Origin of the sequence: Haladaptatus pallidirubidus, from assembly GCF_020700235.1 — an archaeon.
Lineage (GTDB): Archaea > Halobacteriota > Halobacteria > Halobacteriales > Haladaptataceae > Haladaptatus > Haladaptatus pallidirubidus.
The window spans coordinates 3,250,244-3,266,633 of sequence record NZ_CP085301.1; the positions used below are offsets into that span (position 1 = coordinate 3,250,244).

A 16,390-nucleotide genomic window follows, 5' to 3' on the forward strand; every position below is an offset into this window, starting at 1 on the left:
TCCGAATTACTGGAGTCCGATAGCCGTGAGCCCAGCATTCACGACCAACTGGCGGTGGACCAATAACGCCGCGACGACGACTTCGAACGCCGTGACGAGGAGCGTCACCGACGTCGCGTGGGTGCTACTCACGGCGACGCCGAACGGCGCGCCGAACTCCTTTTCGTAGGGGTAGAACCACGCGAGTCCGCGCTTGCTTCCGAGCATGTCCAGCGCGTAATGCGTGAGGACGCCTATCCAGACGTACTCGAGGTTGCCGAACACCATCGGGAAGACGTAAAACAGTCCCAGCACCGGCAGGTTGTGGAGCGTCTTTCTGTGTTTACCGAAGGCGGTGTCCACGTCGGGAAAGAGCGCCCCGAGGATGACCGGTACCCCGACTTCGATGATAGTGTAGAACGTGGTCGTGTCGCCAGACGGATGGAGCACGTATCCGAGTCCGATAGCCAGCAGTGCGGCGTTCAGGACGTGTTCTTTCCGATTCATTCGATTGCACGTCCCACCCCGCAGTATCAAGGTTTTCCTTTTCAGCCCATTTCGGAACGAACGTCGGCGAGCGCCCGTCGCGCGATTTTCCCTTTGATTTCTGCCCGCGTTCCGTCGAACTCGTAGCGTTCGACGGTCGCGTAGCTCTCTCCGGTTCCCCACTCACCCGTGTAGGAGACGCCGATGAAGACGGTGCCGACCGGTTTTTCGGGCGTTCCTCCCGTCGGCCCCGCGATTCCGGTCGTGGCGACACCCCACGTCGTTCCGGCAACGTCCCGCGCACCGCGGGCCATCTGGCGCGCTACGGGTTCGCTCACGGCCCCGTGTTCGTCCAGTATCTCGCGGGCGACGCCGAGTTGTTCCATCTTCGCGTCGTAGGAGTAGGCGACGAACCCGCGGTCGAAGTAGTCGCTCGATCCCGCAACGTCAGTCAACAACGACCCGATGAGGCCGCCCGTACAGGATTCCGCGGTTGCGATGGTCGCGCCTGCGTTCCTGAGAGCGTCGCCAAGCAGTTGTTCGGTTGGAGAGGTGTCGGTGGTCATGGAAGAGGAAACGCACCGGGCGAGAAAGAAAGTAGGGGGTTAGATACCGCTTAGCTACTCAGACCGTATCGCGGTCTGTGTAGGTCGTACGCTCGGTTATCTTGCCGTCCGCGTCGAATCGATGAAAATCCGAAAAGCCGAACGAAACGCGCTTGCCGTTTTGGACGCCACTGAATCGTCCGCGGACGGCCACAGTGTCGTCGCCGACGACCACCTGTCCGATTTCGTGCTCACCGTCTTCGAGCGGTCTGCCGTCGAGGTAGAACTCACGGAACTCCTCCATCCCCGACAGCGACTGTTGGCCGGGACGCTCGTAGACGATGTCGTCCGCGAACAAAGAAAACACGTCCTCGTAGGCTTCGGCGTCGATGTAATCGTAGTACGACAGCACCGCATCCGGGTTGACAGTTGGCTCCATACTGTGACTGCGGTTTCCGGACAGCTAATGATTTCGGGCGAAAGAAAGACTTGCCAGTACTACAACCACCCGGTATGGACTACGATACCCCGTTGTTCTTTCATGTGATGTCCTACGCGATGGAAGCCGAACACGACGTTATCGACATGGTCAGCGGGAACCCCGATTGGGGTTCGCCGCCGGGAATCACGGACGGTCTGCACGAGTACGCCGACCTCGGCGGTGCGGAGTTTCAGTATCCGCCGAGCGAAGGACTGATCGAACTACGCGAGGAAATCGCCGCGCGGCGAGACGTTGACCAGTCGCAGGTCGTCGTCACCTGCGGCGGCGGCGAGGCGAACTATCTGGCGATGGCCCGCGCGATGGAGCGGGAGTCGGGCGACGAGTTCATCCTGACCGACCCGGTGTATCCGTACTATCCCGGCAAAACGAAGATGCTCGGCGCGACGGCGCGATTCGTTGCCACCGACCGGGACGGGACGCTTTCGCCCGGTGCGATCCGCGAGCAGGCGAACGAGAACACCGCCGGAATCGTCGTGAACTCGCCGAACAACCCAACCGGAGCGGTGTACGACGAGGAGACGATGCGCGAACTCGTGGCTATCGCCGAGGAGTACGACGCACTGCTCGTCAGCGACGAAGTGTACGACCACTTCGACTTTTCGGGCAAATTTACCAGCGCGCTTTCCTTCGACTCCGACAACCGCGTCGTGACGAACTCGTTTTCGAAATCCCTCGCGATTACCGGGTTCCGGGTCGGATACGCCATCTTCCCGCCCGAACTCGTAGACGTTGCTAAAACCCGGCACATGCTGACGAACGTAGCGACGAGTCGCCCGGCGCAGTACGCGGTACTCCACGCGCTTCGTGGGACGGCGCCGGACTACTACGAAGAGAATCGGCAGTTGTTGAACTCCCGAGTGGAGACGTTTACCAATGCGTTGGACGCCGCGGGCGCGGACTACTCGCAACCAGATGGGGCATTTTACGTCATGGCTCGATTCCCCGACTTCCCCGGCACACTTTCGAACGTCGAGAAACTCATCGACGAGGCGGGTGTGGCTGGCATGCCGGGTGAAGCCTTCGGCTCGTCGCGCGACGACTGGATTCGGTTCGCGCTCGTCACGCCGGAGGTGGAGGCGGCCGCGGAGCGACTCGCCGACTACTTCGGCTAAGATCAAGGGACTTCTATAGGATGCCGTCCAGTCTCGTTGGATTGGCGTCACTCATTGGATTGGCGCACCCATCCGGATTCGGCACGGTGGGTTAGGCAGACTATCGGTCTCCGAATTGGGTTTTTTCATCCGCCAACCGGAAGCGTCCACCGTGTTTGGTTTCGGCTTCGTATTTGAACTCTCGGAAGCAGGTACGAGGTAGAATGTGGTTTGTGTTTGTTCGGAAATCGCTGTTGCTCGCTTCGGTGGTATTCCTGTGTCTGGGTAATTCACGACTCCAAATGACCGCGACCGCCCCGCATCAACCACGAACCTCCCCACCCGATTCCGCTCCTCACTTCGTTGCGGTACCTGCGGGCCACGGCCGCAGGTCAGCAAGACGCGACGCGTCTTGCAAGCTTCATCCCTCGGCGCGGCTTTACCTCACTTCTGCTCGTCAGCGCCTGCCACATCGCTTGTGTGGCCAATCACAGGGTTTCGCCAGCGCGTTCACACGAGTGGCGAACGAAGTGAGACACGAATGCAGTCCCGCGCCGGCGGAGAGGAGTGGGGAGACTGGCGGTGCGGTGGCGGTCATTTGGAGTCGGAGCTACCTAGGGACATTCGCAAAACTACCTTTTAGAGCGCGACAGTCTCATCGAAACATCCGACTCGAACACGCGACGACGACAACAGAAGCTACACAACCCTCCACCGGATACTTCCGGTATGGCCGAAATCGACGTGGAGGCCGTCGAACGAATCGACGAGGGGGACGTTCCGACGGGCATCGAGGCGCCGGAGTACGTACTGTACGGCGGCAAGGGTGGCGTCGGAAAGACGACCTGCGCCGCGGCGACGGGGCTTGCGAGCGCCCGCGACGGAACCCGGACGCTGGTCGTTTCGACCGATCCGGCGCACTCGCTGTCGGATACGTTCGAGTGCGAGATTCCCGCGGAAGCGACGCGAATCCGCGAGGAGATTCCGCTGTACGCCGCGGAGATTGACCCGGACGCGGCGTTAGAAGACCAAGCCGGAATGCTCGGGGGGGATAGCCCGCTGGGAGGGATGCTCGGCGACGATGAAGACGGGCCGATGGCGTCCCTGCTGGGCGGGGCGATGCCGGGGGCGGACGAGGCCGCCGCGATGCAGAAACTCATCGAATTTCTGGACGACGACCGGTTCGACCGCGTCGTCGTGGACACGGCCCCGACCGGACACACCCTTCGACTGCTGGAACTGCCCGAAATTATGGATACGATGGTGGGCCGAATCGTCTCGCTTCGTCAGCGGTTCCAAGGGATGATGGACGGCATGAAAGGAATGTTCGGCGGAAGCGGCGATCCCGAGGAAGGAATCGACGACTTAGACGCGATGAAGGCCCAAATCGAGCGCCTTCGAACGACGCTCCGCGACCCATCGAAGACGGATTTTCGGGTCGTGATGATTCCCGAGGAGATGAGCGTGTTCGAATCCAAACGCCTGCTCACGCAGTTGGACGAGTTCGACATCCCCGTCGGAACTGTGGTCGTCAACCGCGTCATGGAGAATCTGGCCGACGTGACGGACGCGGTCGATTCCAGCCAGTTCGTCACCCCGAACCTCGACAGTTGCGAGTTCTGCCAGAAACGGTGGGACGTTCAGCAGGGTGCCCTACAGGAAGCGCAGGACGTGTTCCGCGGCCACGACATCAAACGCGTTCCCCTGTTCGCCGACGAGGTGCGGGGCGAAGAGATGTTGCGCGTCGTCGCGGCCTGTTTGGAATGAGGTTCGACGCGGGCGTAAACTAGCGAAACACGAACATAACCCGCGGTAACGACGGCTTGAAATCGAGATTACGGGATTCGTTTCGAATACGGCTATTCGACGACCAGAATCCGGAGGTCGTTCACATTCGTTCCGGTCGCACCAGTTTCGACGAGCGCGCCGACCGACTCCAAAAACCGGTAGGAGTCGTTTTCTTGGAGGGCCTCTTGCCCACCGTCTCTCGATGTGTTCCGGTCCACCAGCGCACCCGCGGCGTCGGTACTTCCATCCTTTCCGTCGGTATCGACGCTGGCGACCGTCACTCCCTCGGCGAGTTCCAAACGCGCCCCGAGCGCGAACTCCAGATTAGGCCCGCCGGAGCCCTCTCCGCGGACGGAAACGGTCGTCTCGCCGCCCGACAGTAGAACCGCGGGTGGGGAAATCGGATTCCCGGTTTCCAGGATCTCTTCCGCGATTGCGACGTGAGTCGTCGCGGATTCCCGTGCCTCGCCTCTCACGCGCGAAGAGAGGATCATCGCGTCGTAGCCGCGTCGGTTTGCGGTTTCGCGTGCGGCGCGGAGCGCGGTGAAATTTGACGCCAAGACGTGAGTCGTGGCGCGCTCGAAAACCGCATCGCCCGCGTCGGGAGTCTCCGGAAAGTTCCCGGCGGCGCCGCGCTCGAATCGGGTTCGAATCGCGGATCCGGTGTCCGTTTCCACTCCGTATCGGTCGAGGACGGCGAGTGCGTCGCCGAACGTCGTTTCGTCCGGTGCGGTCGGCCCGCTTCCGATGATACCCGGGTCGTCGCCGACCACGTCGCTGAACAGCAGTCCAACCACGGTTGCGGGGGCCGCGGTTCGGGCGAGTTGCCCGCCTTTCAGCGCCGAGCAGTGTTTTCTGACCGCGTTGATTTCGTCGATGGTCGCGCCCGAATCGAGTAGGGTGCGAGTCACGGTTTGCATATCGGCCAACGAAACGCCGTCTGCTGGGGCGGGCAGGAGCGCGCTCGCGCCACCCGTGATGGCCGCGAGAATCAGCGCGTTTTCGTCGGCGGAGTCTGCGAGTTCGAGGACTCGCTTCGTACTTTCGACACCCTGTTTACTTGGGATTGGATGCTCGCCGGGAAGCATCTCGATTCGAGTCGTTTCCGCCGGGTCGTTGGTGACGACCGCACCTCGGTCGATTCGTTCCCCGAGAATCGATTCGAGTGCGGCGGCGACCTGCGCGGACGCTTTCCCGCCGCCGAGAACGACGATTTCGTCGTACTCCGAGAGGTCGTACCGCGAGTTCCCGATTCGAAGAAGATCGTCATTCAGCGCCGTTTTCTCACGAATGACCGCTTTCGGGTGCGCGGCTTCGATGCCCGCTTCGAGACAGGCCAGTGCGATTTCGCGGGCGGGCGTCGTCGAAAGCGCCCCTCGATTCGAAATCATCCGAGGAACTTCTTCGCCCAGTTGCTCGATGTGAGATTCGAAACCGCGCCGTACAGCTTATCCAACCATTCCGCGGGAAGGATTCGGGCGTAGTCGGTGAGTTCCGCTACGGTTCCGACGGGGTACCGGGCTTTGGGATGTTGGACGTTCGCCGAATCGAGAATTGTGTCGGCGACCTCTTTGGGATGAACCGCGCCGGGCATTCCGCCGTCGATAGCCTGCCGGTCGCCGTACATCTCGTAAAATCGCTCGTAGGCACCGGAGCGTTCGACACCCTCGATTTCGCCGTTCGCGCGGTCGTAAAATGCTGTATCGACCGGGCCGGGTTCGACCAGCACGACGTCAACGTCGTACTCGTCCACTTCCGAGCGAAGCGCGTCGGAGATGCCCTCCAGCGCGAACTTCGACCCGCTGTAGATTCCCATGCCCGGAACCGAGACGCGACCGACCGCGCTGGAGACGTTGACGATGGTTCCCTTGCCGCGCTTTCGCATGTGCGGCAGGGCTTCCCGAGCGAGACGAAGCGGTCCGTACACGTTCACGTCGAACTGCGCGTGAACCTGCTCTATCGGTACGTCCTCCACGGGGCCGGGTTGGGCGTAGCCCGCGTTGTTGACGAGGCAGTCGATGTGGCCGTGGTCCCCCACTATTTCGGACACGATTCGCTCTATGTCGTCGTCTTGGGTCACGTCCAGCGTGGCGATGTTGCACCCCTTCTCTCCCAGCGTTTCGATGTCGGCGGGGTTGCGTGCGGTCGCGTACACTTCCCAGCCGTCAGCGAGGAACGAAAGCGCGGTTTCGCGACCGATTCCCGACGAGCAACCCGTAATCAGCACAGTCTCAGTCATTGGCCCTTCTTTCGGACGGGGGTGGCTAAGAACCAACGGTTTGTTTCACTTCGTCGGCGTAGGCGTCCGCGCGCCGCGTCGGTTCCGGGAGTTTGTAGCCAGCGCAGAGCTGCCAGACGAGATTTGCAGTCATTTCGGCGCTCACGCGATGGCCAGGACTGACGTACAGCGGATTGACGTGGCGCTTCTCGGGGTTGTCGTACTGGCGCGATTGGAGCGCGTAGCCGATAACCGTCCCATTCGGTGCAGTAACTCGGTCGTTTGCGAGAACGGGAATCCGCTCCCCTTCGCGCATGTGGCCCTGCGGCGGGTCGCGCAGTTTTCCGCAGAGCAGGTTTTTTGCCACCCCAATCGCGGGCAGGTCGAGCATGACGCCGATGTGGGTGGCGATTCCGGCCTCCCGGTAGTGGATTCGCCCGCTTCCGTCAACGATTGCGAGGTCGGGTTCGACCGACAGTTTTTTGAACGCTCGCAATATCGCGGTTCCCTCCCGAAACGAGAGCAGACCGGGAATGTACGGAATCTCGGTTTCGACGGCCGCGTGGGTTCGCTCGATGACCTCGCCGTCGCGGGCCGCGACGATGGCGCTCACCGCTTTCTCGCCGACGAAGGCTTGGTCGACGCCGACCACGATTGGATCATCCTCTGCCGTTTTCTCTTTCCCGCTCGGGAGCTGCGTCTGGCCGTCATCGGATGGCCCGCTGCGAACGCGCTCCGGGTCGAAATCGAACTCGTCTTCGAAAATCGCCGTCTCCGCCACCTCGTGCTGAAGCGCTTCCATCTCCTCGCGCGACAGCGAAGCGTCCGGCGCAAATTCGGGATGGACGACGCACATTAGAACCGTCTACCGCCCATGCCGCCGCGCCCGCCGCCACCGAATTGGAGTTCCTGCGGTGCGCGTTCTCCTTCTCGCTTCAACTTCGCACCGTACAGCAGGCCCAGTCCGAGTCCCGCCAAGTGGGCCAATTGTGCGACGCCGCCCGCGCCGGGACCGAACGCGACGCTGGTGAACGCAGAATAGACGGCGAACAACAGGGTGGCTATCCACAGCGGCATCGGGAGGATGAAGTAGATGTAAATACGGAGGTTCGGATTCAGAACTGTCAGAACGCCCATTATCGCGGCCACAGCACCGCTCGCACCGAGGACGGCAGACCGAACCCCGGGCGTCGTGATCGCAGCGGTACCGACTTGAGCCAGTCCCGCGAGCGCTCCCGTTACCAGAAACAGGACGGTGAACTTCGCACTCCCGATACGGCGTTCCACGATAGGGCCGAAGAAGTACAGCACGATACTGTTGATAGCAATGTGGAAGAATCCGCCCGGGTCGTGTGCGAAGATAGACGTCACCCACGTCCAGACGCGCTCGATGTGGGTGGATTGGAGGAGGAATATCTCGGCAAACGCCTGTTCTCCTACGAAATTGAGGACGAAGAACTCGGCGAGGAACGTCAGCCACATCAAACCGAGGAAGACGAACGTCATGTTTCCGCGGAAGTAGGCCAGCGGTCCGCCCGCGCCGGTGTCGATGCCGAAGCTACTGCTTCGACCTTGTTGATTCACGCTGTCGTCGAACCCGCTTTTGAAGACGCCTTTCGGGTCGTTCCACTCGTTCAACCCCGGACAGGAATGATTTTCCGGAAGGCGATGGTCGCCACAGAACGTTTTGCCGCACATCCGGCACTTGTACGGCATGTTCTCGTGTTGCCCACACTCGTCGCATTGCGCCATTGTTCCGACTTTTGAACCGACAGGTCAAATGGGTTTGGGTGAGGGCTCCGGATTGGTTACGTCCCGGTTCGATTTTGCCCGACAAGTCGCGGAACGCCGAGTCCGACGAGGTATGCCGTCGTCCCGATAACCGTCCCGGAGAGCAGACAGAGTGCGAGGGTTTCCAACTCGAAGAGCGGAAGGTCGGACGAGCGAACACCCGCCCAAATCGAGAGCATGAGACCGGTCAACGGCGCGGACGCGAGAACCAAGCAGTCGAGTAGCGACCCGCCGCGGCTCGCGTAGACGGCGGCAACCACGAACGCGAACAGGAAGAAAACTGCCGCGGTGGTACCCACCTGCACCCCCAAAACGGCGAAAAGCCCATCCGCGGGGGACGAACCGGTAACACCACGAGTTACCAGCGCGAGACCGGAGGCGAACAGTAACACATTACACGTGTCGTCCCGGCACGTCGCGGAATGTACCGTAGAGTCGGCAGTACGCGACACCATGCTATTTGCATCTATCTCGACGGTTCAGCTAAAAGTGATTTGTGGCCAGTAAATCGGGTTTTCGGCAATCTATTCCTGTTTCCGCCCGCCGTAGACGGCGAAGTTGTAGTACTGCCAGATGGAGGTGACGGAGTCGAATCCGGCGTCGCGGAGCCAAACGAGCTGGTCGGTCAGCGTGTCGGGGTCGTCGAAGTCGTCGCTGGCTTGCCAGCGGTTCATGAACTCCTCTTCTTCCCACCCTTTCGAGCGAACCCAGTTCTTTATCATCGCGTCCGAGAGCGTCTCCAGATGATCGGCGTCGAACCGAACCACGTCGCCGTTGAAAAACCAACCGCCGGGGACGAGCGCCTCGTGAATGCTTCCGAACAGGGCTCGTTTTTCTTCGGATGTGAGGTGGTGAACCGCGAGCGAGGAGATGACGAGGTCGAACTCACTGCTCGCCTGGGGATAGTCGTCCGGAAAGGTTCCTTGCTCGATTCGGACGCGGTCGCCGAACGTCTCCAGTTTGCGCTCGGCTTCGGCGAGCATCCGTTCGCTGTGATCGACCGCGAGAACGCTACTTTCGGGGAAACGCGTGAGCAGTTTGGCAGTGAGTTCGCCGGTTCCCGCACCGAGTTCGAGGACGTGAATATCGGCGTCACGTCCCTGCGGCGGTGCGTTCAAAATCGCGTCGTGAAGCTCGTCGTACCGCGGAACGATAGCTTCGATACCGGGGTCGTAAACGCGAGAATCCTCAAATACCTCTCCGGGTTTCTTCATGCCCGCTATTGTGGTCCGAGGGGTTAATGCTTTTTCAAGCCTCATTCCCGGGGTGATGTTTATTCATCCGGCGCATAGGGCAGGAGGTTTTTGCTCCCGGAACGACGAGTATCGGGCGTGAAAGAGTACGAGCGCAAAGGGTTACTGGAACGCGTCGAGCGCGAGGGTGCCACCGTCGGGGCGTCCATTCCGGAGGAAATCACCGTGCAGGGACGGGACATCGACCTGCGCGAGTTCGTCTTCGAAATCAAGCGGCGGGAGACGATTCCACCGGGGGAGCGCGACCGGGTGGAACAGGCGAAGACGAATCTGCGACGCGAGCGACTCCAGCGAAAACAACGACTCGAAGAGGGTGACATCTCCCGCGAGGAAGGCGAAATCTTGGTCGATAGCATCATCGGAATCGATCGGGCGCTGAACGCGCTGGAAAACCTCGGGGCGGCGAACCTCGAAGCCGAAGAGCGAACGAAGGAGGCCGCCGACCAAAAACGGTGGATGTCGTTCCTCCAGAAAGCACTGGGTAAAAAAGACGCCAATAAACGATCACAATTATGAGTCGAAACGCCGAAATCGCCGATTTGTTCGAGGAGTACGCGGACTTGCTCGACGCTCAGGACGTTCAATACAAACCACAGTCGTATCGCCGCGCCGCCGACAACATTCGAGACCATCCGGAAGCCATCGAGGAGTTGGCCGAGGACGGCCCGGACGCCGTCGGAGAAATTCCGCAAGTCGGCGACTCCATCGCCGGGAAAGTCATCGAGTATTTCGAAACGGGCAAAATCGAGGAACTGGAAGAGGAACGCGCGAAACTTCCGGTTCGGATGGCCGAACTGACGCGCGTGGAGGGCGTCGGCCCGAAAACGGTCGGCACGCTGTACGAAGAACTCGGGGTGCGAACGTTGGACGATTTGGAGGAAGCCGCCCGCGCCGGAGAAATTCGGGAAATCAAGGGATTCGGCCCGAAGACGGAGGAAAACATCACCGACGGCATCGAGTTCGCCCGCACGGTACGAGGCCGGGAACTGCTTGGAAATGCGCGACCGGTCGGCGAACAGGTGCTCACGTTCGTCTCCGACGTGCCGAGCGTCGGTCGCTGCGAACTCGGCGGCTCCATCCGTCGTTGGTGTGAAACCATCGGCGACGTGGACGTGTTGGCCGAAAGCGAGGACAAGCAGGCCGTCGTGGACGCCTTCGCCGATTGGGAGCGGGCGACGGAAGTCATCGAGGCGGGAACCGATAAAGCCGCGATTCGCGTCTCGGACATGCGAATTGACCTCCGGGTCGTGGTTCCCGAGGAATTCGGCAGCGCGCTTCAGTACTTTACCGGAAGCAAGAACCACAACATCACCCTGCGAAATCACGCCATCGAACGCGATTTGAAGGTAAACGAGTACGGCGTGTTCGACGTCTCCGACGTGGACGACCCCGACGCGGGCCAGCGCGTCGGCGAGAAAGTCGCGGGGGAAACTGAAGAGAGCATGTACGAAGCCCTCGGGCTCCCGCTGATTGCGCCCGAAATGCGCGAGGACAACGGCGAAATCGACGTCGCGCTCGCCGGGGAACTTCCCGTCCTCATCGAAGAAGGCGAGATTCGCGGAGACCTTCACCTGCACACGGAGTGGTCGGACGGAAACAACACAATCGAAGGGATGGTCGAAGGTGCCGTTGAGTTCGGCCACGATTACATCTCTATCTCCGACCACGCCACCGGGCCGGGAATGGTCGGCGGCGTCGGACTGGACGACGACGAACTCCGCGAGCAGATGGACGAAATCCGGAACGTCGCGGAGGACGCACCAATCGACGTGTTCGCTGGAGTGGAGGCGAACATCGAAGGAGACGGTGGAGTCAGCGTTGCAGACGACGTACTGGCCGAATTGGACGTCGTCGTGGCCTCCCCACACAGCGGTCTCGACGGCGATGCAACCGACCGCTTGATTCGGGCCATCGAACATCCGAGCGTCGATATTTTGGGCCACCCCAGCGGGCGACTCATCAACCAGCGACCCGGCCTCGATTTCGACGTGCGCGAGGTGGCAAGAGCTGCGATTGACAACGACGTCGCGCTCGAAATCAACAGCAGTCCGAGTCGGCTCGATTTGTGGAGCGGCGCGGTACAGGTCGCAGTCGAGGAGGGTGCGACCATCGTCATCGACACGGACGCACACAGTCCCGGTGAGTATCGCAATGTTCGGTACGGCGTCCACACCGCCCGGCGTGGATGGGCTGAACCGAGAGATGTGTTGAACACGTGGGATGCGGAAGAAGTCCGCGACTTTTGTCACTGATGAACGCAGATCGGTCGCCCTCTTCGCACTCGACGCGCCCGACGCTCTTTCTCGACGTGATGCTCGGGAAGCTCACGACCTACCTCCGGATGTGCGGCTACGACGCTGCCTCCGCGCGAGATAGGGGAATCGAGGACGACGACGAGATTCTGAAGCAAAGTCAGGAGGAGGATAGAACGCTCATCACGCGAGACGAACAGCTTTCGGAGCGTGCGGAAAACGGGGTTTTGCTCACCTCGCTCGACCCGACCGACCAACTGCGGGAATTGGACGCTCGCGGATTCGACCTGTCGCTTTCCGACCCCGCTCGGTGTTCTTCGTGTAACGGAACGTTGGTTCCGGAGAGGGGTAAATCGCCCGACCACGCACCCGACGGAAAACGTATTTGGCGGTGCGAGGACTGCGGAAAACGGTTTTGGAAGGGAAGCCACTGGGAATCGGTTGAACGAACGCTTTCCGACTTGAAGCGGTAGGTTGATCTGCGGTGTGGTTTCGTACCGGTTTATGTGGCAGGATGAGACGGTTTAAATAGAAGATCCGGTTTCACTCTTGACTCGGTGAAGCCATAAACTGCTTGATTATCCGTCCTTCGGCACGATGCAGAACCCGGCTTAGACTGCCTTTCGTAACATCGAGAGACGTTGCTAGTTCGGTGAGCGAACACTCGCGTGGTGTGTCGTAGTAGCCATGCTTGATAGCCTCTGTGACTACCTATTGCTGGCGATTAGTAAGGAGGTGTGTCGGGTCAGAGGACGGTGCGCGACTTGCGATTTTTCTCCTCGTTATCGGCGGTGGAAGTCTCGCCGGTGGTGTCGAGCAAATAAATCGGGTGATGTCGCTGTCGGATGAAGAACGCGAAACGGCATTCCAGTCGGTTTGGAACGCTTGTAAACGAAATTGGGTTGAGGTAGTGCTAACCATCGTCGTGTACGCCGTCTTCGTTTTTCTTGCCAATGCAGGAATCGCACTGATTGCCGAGGATCAAAGCGTACAGATGGCTGTGAGAAATCTCGGCATACAAACGGATACCGAATCGTTGCGAACCGTTATCGCGTTTTTTCTCAAGAATAGTTCCGTTATCCCGTTCACTATCGTATGGATGTATCACGGTTTATATCAGTACTTAGCGACTGCGAACAACTGATATTCTGCACACACGACGACTCAGCGGTTCGACTGCCACCGCTCGCAGGCGTCCATATCGGCCATTCGCCGGTCGTGGAGGCCGCAGTACGGCGTCATTCCGCTGTCGGTGTGGACGTAATCGAAGTGGGTGCAGTTACCGCAGTAGGCGTCGGTCGGATTCGCTGCGGTTGCTGTGTTCGGGGCCGTTACCGTTGTCGTTGTGCTTTTCGTCGCGCCGTTCGTCCCCTGCCCAGAATCCATCGGTGACGAGATGTCGTCGGCCGTCGCGCCGCCGTCGCTCACAGCGTCGATATTCTCCTCCGACGGGTCGCCGAAGATGCCGACGCTTCCGAATCCGCGTTGACGCTCGACTTCCACGATTTTCGTCTCACCCGTGCGCGTCACTTCCATCGTCACGGTTCCGCCGGGGTCGTTGCGCGTCTTGAAGTTCACGACGGCGACGAACAGGCAGCAGAACGTCGCGATGAGGCCGACGAAGTACACCGCGACGACGGGGAGGGTGAGGTTTTGTCCGAATCCCCGCCAGTGGGCGGGGTACGCGTACCAGAACATCGCAACACCGAGAATCGAGATACTCGACCCGATTGCGACGGCCGCGCGAACCTGTTTGCTCGTGGCCGGAAGAACTGTGAAGATGCCGACGAACACCGCAGGGATACCCAATCCAGCCGTGATTCCCGCGATTTTGTAGGACTCGTACTGCCCCACTCCGGCCCCCGCGAACGTCGTTGTCGTCGCGGCGAGAATACCGACGATGACGAGCAGTGACCCGGCGAGGAAGAGACCGACGCCGAGGTAGAGGCGTCGCGGGCGCTTTTTGACCCCGTCGCGCCCTTGGTATGTTTCCCCGAGGCTTGTCATGTGTCCGTCATTGAACCCCTGCTACAAAACTACTGCGTCAGACGTTTGTCGGCTTTTGTATCATTTCGGGAAAAAAAGATGAAAAACAGGGTCAGTAGAGGGGGTCGAAATAAATCAAATTTTCGAACTGTTTTGAACAAACCGCGACAACGACCGGGAATCGGCAGGCCGACCAACTACCGAAGTTTCGTCATTGATACAATTGCCAGAACTCAGCAATCGACACAACCGCAGGAGTATCGAATATTCACAACCGCTAAGGGCCAACATACCTTCCGCGAGCGAAGCGAACGAATGGCTCGTCAGAGCGTGCCTCTGACGGTGCTTTTGGTCGAGCTTTTACAGTGAGCCAGGCAGGGCCAGCGCGAATTGCGCTGGCCCTGCCCCCCACCGTCGTAAAAGGTCGTGTCGAAAAGCATAATCCCCGTGCTGTCAAACGCCTCGGTATGGCTGACGACAACGAGGACGAGAGTCCCGCCGTCGAACTCGGAGACCGCGAACCCGTCGAAGGAATCCCGGTCGCGCGTATCTCCTCCCGATTGCACTGGCCCATTCAGAAAAGCGAAGTCGTCCGAAAGGAAGGCGACGAGACGATTCGAACGCCGGACGGCCCGCGGACGCTCACCGACGTGCTGGAGGACGTTGACGAGACGTACTTCCAGACCGAACACGAGTTCACGGCGAACGTCCGAGACGCCATCGGCACCGGCCCGATTCCGACTGCGGACGGTTCGTGAGCATCGTTCGGGCGGCAGAAGAGCGAACGCTCGGACTGACGTGGGTACAGCTATCGCTCCTCGTCGGAGCACTGCTCACCGTCGCGTGGTCGTGGTGGGAGATTCCGAGCGATAGCCTGAACGCCCGACTCGTCCGCGACGTGACGCTGTTCATCGTCATCCCCGGCGTACTCGCAGTAACTCACGGGCGACGCCTCGGCTATCGAATCGACCGCCGGGCGATTCGAAACAGCGTGATTCTCGCGGCGTTCGTGATTCCGTTTTACGTCGTCGGGTCGTCGCTTCCGTCGATTCGAGCCTACTATCCGATGTGGGGTGCGACGCCCGCCTTCGGGAGTTTCGTTCCCCACGCGGTAAAACAGTTCATCGTCGTTCTCGCCGCCGAAACGTACTACCGGGGGCTGCTCTGCGTCGGCGTTCGAAAGATCGGATTCAAGAGCGTGTTCATCAGCCCGATCGTCTACGCGTTTCACCACCTCGGCAAACCGCCGATAGAACTCATCCTTTCGGGACCGACCGACGTGCTGTTCGGCGCGGCGGATTACGACTGTAATTCGCTCCTTCCATCGGTCGTGGCGCACGGACTCGGGCTGATTCTGCTCGACTGGTTGGTGTTGCACGATCCGCTGATTCGACCGGAAACGGTGCTCAACTGGTTGTCGTGGCTTCCGATTCCGCTCTAAAAGAGCGAAATACGAACCCACTGCTCCCACCCGGAAGTTTAAATCGGATGCCGGAACCACTGAATGACGAGTAATGGTACATCTGGCCGAGCGGGTCGAAAACGAAGTCCCTCCGATGGCCGCGCTCGCCGTCGCAATCGTCGCCGTAAGTACGAGTGCGATTCTCATCGAACTCAGCAGTGCGGCCAGTATCATCAAGGCGTTGTATCGAGTGCTGTTCACGACGCTCCTGCTCGCTCCGCTCGCGGTCACGCGCTATCGGGACGACCTCAAAGCGTTCTCGGTTCGGGACTTTTGCATCGCTATCGTCACCGGTGGCGCGCTCGCGGCCCATTTCGTGACGTGGTTCGAGAGTTTAGAGTGGACGACCATCGCGGCGTCGGTAACGCTCGTGCAGTCACAACCGCTGTTCGTCGCCTTCGGCGCGTGGGCGCTGCTGGACGAGCGCGTCACCCGGCGGACGGTCGTCGGAATCGGTATCGCGCTGGTGGGAATGGTCGGGATGTCCGTCGCGGATGTGCTTTCGGGTGCCGCGGTCGGCGGGGAAAATCCACTGTACGGCAACGCGCTGGCAGTCGTCGGCGCAATCGCCGCGGCGGGATACGTCCTGGCTGGGCGGTCGCTCCGCCAACGTATATCCCTCGTTCCATACGTAACGGTCGTTTACAGCGTCTGTACCGCCGTTCTGTTCGGCGTCGCGCTGGCGAGCGATGCGACGATTGCGCTTACCGCCTATCCGCCAGCGGAATGGCTTCTGTTTCTCGGGATGGCCATCGGGCCGGGTATCTTCGGCCACACGGTCATCAACTGGGCGTTGAAGTACGTCGAATCAAGCGTCGTCAGTGTCTCGCTCCTCGGCGAACCTCTCGGAAGTACCCTGCTCGCGCTTTTCGTTCTCGGACAGGTTCCGGGAAGCGCGACGGTTCTCGGCGGAATCGTCGTCCTCGGCGGAATTTACGTCACGGCGACTGCGACGGACGAGACCGGAGAGACGAACGAGCGAAAGGTAAAACGCGAAACCGCCGAATCAGTGGAAAAGCCGGACTGAACGCAGACGC

The 16,390-nt window shown here is 60.5% G+C and carries 20 protein-coding genes; 9 read left to right on the forward strand and 11 right to left on the reverse strand.

The annotated features are described in order from the left end of the window. Positions 1-6: 6 nt before the first annotated feature. The 3 genes from LIX15_RS17475 to LIX15_RS17485 are packed head-to-tail and all read right to left on the reverse strand — an operon-like array spanning position 7 to position 1,449. Positions 7-486, reverse strand: a complete 480-nt coding sequence (locus tag LIX15_RS17475) for a metal-dependent hydrolase (protein ID WP_227774600.1) — start codon at positions 484-486, stop codon at positions 7-9. 41 nt (positions 487-527) lie between these two features. Further along, on the reverse strand, positions 528-1,031 hold the full coding sequence (locus LIX15_RS17480) for a CinA family protein (RefSeq protein ID WP_227774602.1): 504 nt from the start codon (positions 1,029-1,031) through the stop codon (positions 528-530). Positions 1,032-1,089: 58 nt separating this feature from the next. Continuing rightward, on the reverse strand, positions 1,090-1,449 hold the full coding sequence (locus tag LIX15_RS17485) for a nuclear transport factor 2 family protein (protein ID WP_227774604.1): 360 nt from the start codon (positions 1,447-1,449) through the stop codon (positions 1,090-1,092). 74 nt (positions 1,450-1,523) lie between these two features. Between LIX15_RS17485 and LIX15_RS17490 the strand changes: the two genes are divergently transcribed. Beyond that, positions 1,524-2,624, forward strand: coding sequence for a pyridoxal phosphate-dependent aminotransferase (locus LIX15_RS17490; protein WP_227774606.1), 1,101 nt, complete (start codon positions 1,524-1,526; stop codon positions 2,622-2,624). 708 nt (positions 2,625-3,332) lie between these two features. Continuing rightward, positions 3,333-4,370, forward strand: a complete 1,038-nt coding sequence (locus LIX15_RS17495) for an ArsA family ATPase (protein ID WP_227774608.1) — start codon at positions 3,333-3,335, stop codon at positions 4,368-4,370. A gap of 92 nt (positions 4,371-4,462) precedes the next feature. Here the strand turns inward: LIX15_RS17495 and LIX15_RS17500 are convergent, their stop codons facing one another. The 6 genes from LIX15_RS17500 to LIX15_RS17525 all read right to left on the reverse strand — a co-directional run bounded on the left by LIX15_RS17500 (position 4,463) and on the right by LIX15_RS17525 (position 9,614). Then, entirely contained in the window at positions 4,463-5,782 is a 1,320-nt protein-coding gene (locus LIX15_RS17500; RefSeq protein WP_227774610.1) for a glycerate kinase type-2 family protein, read from the reverse strand. Continuing rightward, complete coding sequence (locus LIX15_RS17505; protein WP_227774612.1) at positions 5,779-6,630, reverse strand: SDR family oxidoreductase; 852 nt, start codon at positions 6,628-6,630, stop codon at positions 5,779-5,781. Before LIX15_RS17505 ends, LIX15_RS17500 begins: the two co-directional genes overlap by 4 nt. Before the next feature lie 25 nt (positions 6,631-6,655). Further along, on the reverse strand, positions 6,656-7,465 hold the full coding sequence (locus LIX15_RS17510) for an endonuclease V (protein WP_227774613.1): 810 nt from the start codon (positions 7,463-7,465) through the stop codon (positions 6,656-6,658). Then, positions 7,465-8,361, reverse strand: coding sequence for a rhomboid family intramembrane serine protease (locus LIX15_RS17515; protein WP_227774615.1), 897 nt, complete (start codon positions 8,359-8,361; stop codon positions 7,465-7,467). Before LIX15_RS17515 ends, LIX15_RS17510 begins: the two co-directional genes overlap by 1 nt. Positions 8,362-8,417: 56 nt before the next feature. Continuing rightward, the gene (locus tag LIX15_RS17520) at positions 8,418-8,855 is read right to left on the reverse strand and encodes a hypothetical protein (protein WP_227774617.1); all 438 of its coding nucleotides are present in this window, start codon (positions 8,853-8,855) and stop codon (positions 8,418-8,420) included. 69 nt (positions 8,856-8,924) lie between these two features. Then, positions 8,925-9,614, reverse strand: a complete 690-nt coding sequence (locus LIX15_RS17525; protein WP_227774619.1) for a class I SAM-dependent methyltransferase — start codon at positions 9,612-9,614, stop codon at positions 8,925-8,927. A gap of 117 nt (positions 9,615-9,731) precedes the next feature. Here LIX15_RS17525 and LIX15_RS17530 point away from each other — a divergent pair, with 117 nt between their 5' ends. From LIX15_RS17530 to LIX15_RS17540, 3 genes are read left to right on the forward strand one after another with little or no spacing between them, the layout of a single operon-like run. Further along, positions 9,732-10,169 (forward strand): DUF5788 family protein, encoded by a 438-nt coding sequence (locus LIX15_RS17530; RefSeq protein WP_227774621.1) that lies wholly within the window; start codon positions 9,732-9,734, stop codon positions 10,167-10,169. Beyond that, positions 10,166-11,905 carry a DNA polymerase/3'-5' exonuclease PolX gene (locus LIX15_RS17535; RefSeq protein WP_227774622.1) on the forward strand — a complete coding sequence of 580 codons (1,740 nt, stop codon included), beginning with the start codon at positions 10,166-10,168 and terminating at the stop codon, positions 11,903-11,905. The genes LIX15_RS17530 and LIX15_RS17535 overlap by 4 nt, the downstream gene beginning before the upstream one ends. Beyond that, positions 11,905-12,378, forward strand: coding sequence for a Mut7-C RNAse domain-containing protein (locus tag LIX15_RS17540; protein WP_227774623.1), 474 nt, complete (start codon positions 11,905-11,907; stop codon positions 12,376-12,378). The genes LIX15_RS17535 and LIX15_RS17540 overlap by 1 nt, the downstream gene beginning before the upstream one ends. Positions 12,379-12,448: 70 nt before the next feature. Here the strand turns inward: LIX15_RS17540 and LIX15_RS33275 are convergent, their stop codons facing one another. After that, positions 12,449-12,601 (reverse strand): helix-turn-helix domain-containing protein, encoded by a 153-nt coding sequence (locus LIX15_RS33275; protein ID WP_227776927.1) that lies wholly within the window; start codon positions 12,599-12,601, stop codon positions 12,449-12,451. A 7-nt stretch (positions 12,602-12,608) separates the two neighbouring features. On the opposite strand from LIX15_RS33275, the gene LIX15_RS17550 reads away from it, so the two are divergent. Continuing rightward, positions 12,609-13,049, forward strand: coding sequence for a hypothetical protein (locus LIX15_RS17550; RefSeq protein WP_227774624.1), 441 nt, complete (start codon positions 12,609-12,611; stop codon positions 13,047-13,049). A gap of 20 nt (positions 13,050-13,069) precedes the next feature. On the opposite strand, the gene LIX15_RS17555 is transcribed toward LIX15_RS17550, so the two are convergent. Next, on the reverse strand, positions 13,070-13,912 hold the full coding sequence (locus tag LIX15_RS17555; protein ID WP_227774625.1) for a cell division protein CdpA domain-containing protein: 843 nt from the start codon (positions 13,910-13,912) through the stop codon (positions 13,070-13,072). A gap of 446 nt (positions 13,913-14,358) precedes the next feature. Here LIX15_RS17555 and LIX15_RS17560 point away from each other — a divergent pair, with 446 nt between their 5' ends. The 3 genes from LIX15_RS17560 to LIX15_RS17570 all read left to right on the forward strand — a co-directional run bounded on the left by LIX15_RS17560 (position 14,359) and on the right by LIX15_RS17570 (position 16,380). Then, positions 14,359-14,649, forward strand: coding sequence for a DUF5789 family protein (locus LIX15_RS17560; RefSeq protein ID WP_227774626.1), 291 nt, complete (start codon positions 14,359-14,361; stop codon positions 14,647-14,649). Continuing rightward, positions 14,646-15,332: a CPBP family glutamic-type intramembrane protease gene (locus LIX15_RS17565; RefSeq protein WP_227774627.1), complete on the forward strand. Its 687-nt coding sequence runs from the start codon at positions 14,646-14,648 to the stop codon at positions 15,330-15,332. Before LIX15_RS17560 ends, LIX15_RS17565 begins: the two co-directional genes overlap by 4 nt. A gap of 73 nt (positions 15,333-15,405) precedes the next feature. Beyond that, complete coding sequence (locus tag LIX15_RS17570; protein ID WP_227774629.1) at positions 15,406-16,380, forward strand: DMT family transporter; 975 nt, start codon at positions 15,406-15,408, stop codon at positions 16,378-16,380. Positions 16,381-16,390 lie beyond the last annotated feature (10 nt).

Coding starts and splice junctions, on each gene's coding strand:
- LIX15_RS17485 (WP_227774604.1), bottom strand. CDS start 1,449: ATGGAGCCAACTGTCAACCCGGATGCGGTGCTGTCGTACTACGATTAC.
- LIX15_RS17570 (WP_227774629.1), top strand. CDS start 15,406: ATGGTACATCTGGCCGAGCGGGTCGAAAACGAAGTCCCTCCGATGGCC.
- LIX15_RS17555 (WP_227774625.1), bottom strand. CDS start 13,912: ATGACAAGCCTCGGGGAAACATACCAAGGGCGCGACGGGGTCAAAAAG.
- LIX15_RS17510 (WP_227774613.1), bottom strand. CDS start 7,465: ATGTGCGTCGTCCATCCCGAATTTGCGCCGGACGCTTCGCTGTCGCGC.
- LIX15_RS17495 (WP_227774608.1), top strand. CDS start 3,333: ATGGCCGAAATCGACGTGGAGGCCGTCGAACGAATCGACGAGGGGGAC.
- LIX15_RS17480 (WP_227774602.1), bottom strand. CDS start 1,031: ATGACCACCGACACCTCTCCAACCGAACAACTGCTTGGCGACGCTCTC.
- LIX15_RS17540 (WP_227774623.1), top strand. CDS start 11,905: ATGAACGCAGATCGGTCGCCCTCTTCGCACTCGACGCGCCCGACGCTC.
- LIX15_RS17535 (WP_227774622.1), top strand. CDS start 10,166: ATGAGTCGAAACGCCGAAATCGCCGATTTGTTCGAGGAGTACGCGGAC.
- LIX15_RS17520 (WP_227774617.1), bottom strand. CDS start 8,855: ATGGTGTCGCGTACTGCCGACTCTACGGTACATTCCGCGACGTGCCGG.
- LIX15_RS17525 (WP_227774619.1), bottom strand. CDS start 9,614: ATGAAGAAACCCGGAGAGGTATTTGAGGATTCTCGCGTTTACGACCCC.
- LIX15_RS17475 (WP_227774600.1), bottom strand. CDS start 486: ATGAATCGGAAAGAACACGTCCTGAACGCCGCACTGCTGGCTATCGGA.
- LIX15_RS17500 (WP_227774610.1), bottom strand. CDS start 5,782: ATGATTTCGAATCGAGGGGCGCTTTCGACGACGCCCGCCCGCGAAATC.
- LIX15_RS17505 (WP_227774612.1), bottom strand. CDS start 6,630: ATGACTGAGACTGTGCTGATTACGGGTTGCTCGTCGGGAATCGGTCGC.
- LIX15_RS17560 (WP_227774626.1), top strand. CDS start 14,359: ATGGCTGACGACAACGAGGACGAGAGTCCCGCCGTCGAACTCGGAGAC.
- LIX15_RS17490 (WP_227774606.1), top strand. CDS start 1,524: ATGGACTACGATACCCCGTTGTTCTTTCATGTGATGTCCTACGCGATG.
- LIX15_RS17515 (WP_227774615.1), bottom strand. CDS start 8,361: ATGGCGCAATGCGACGAGTGTGGGCAACACGAGAACATGCCGTACAAG.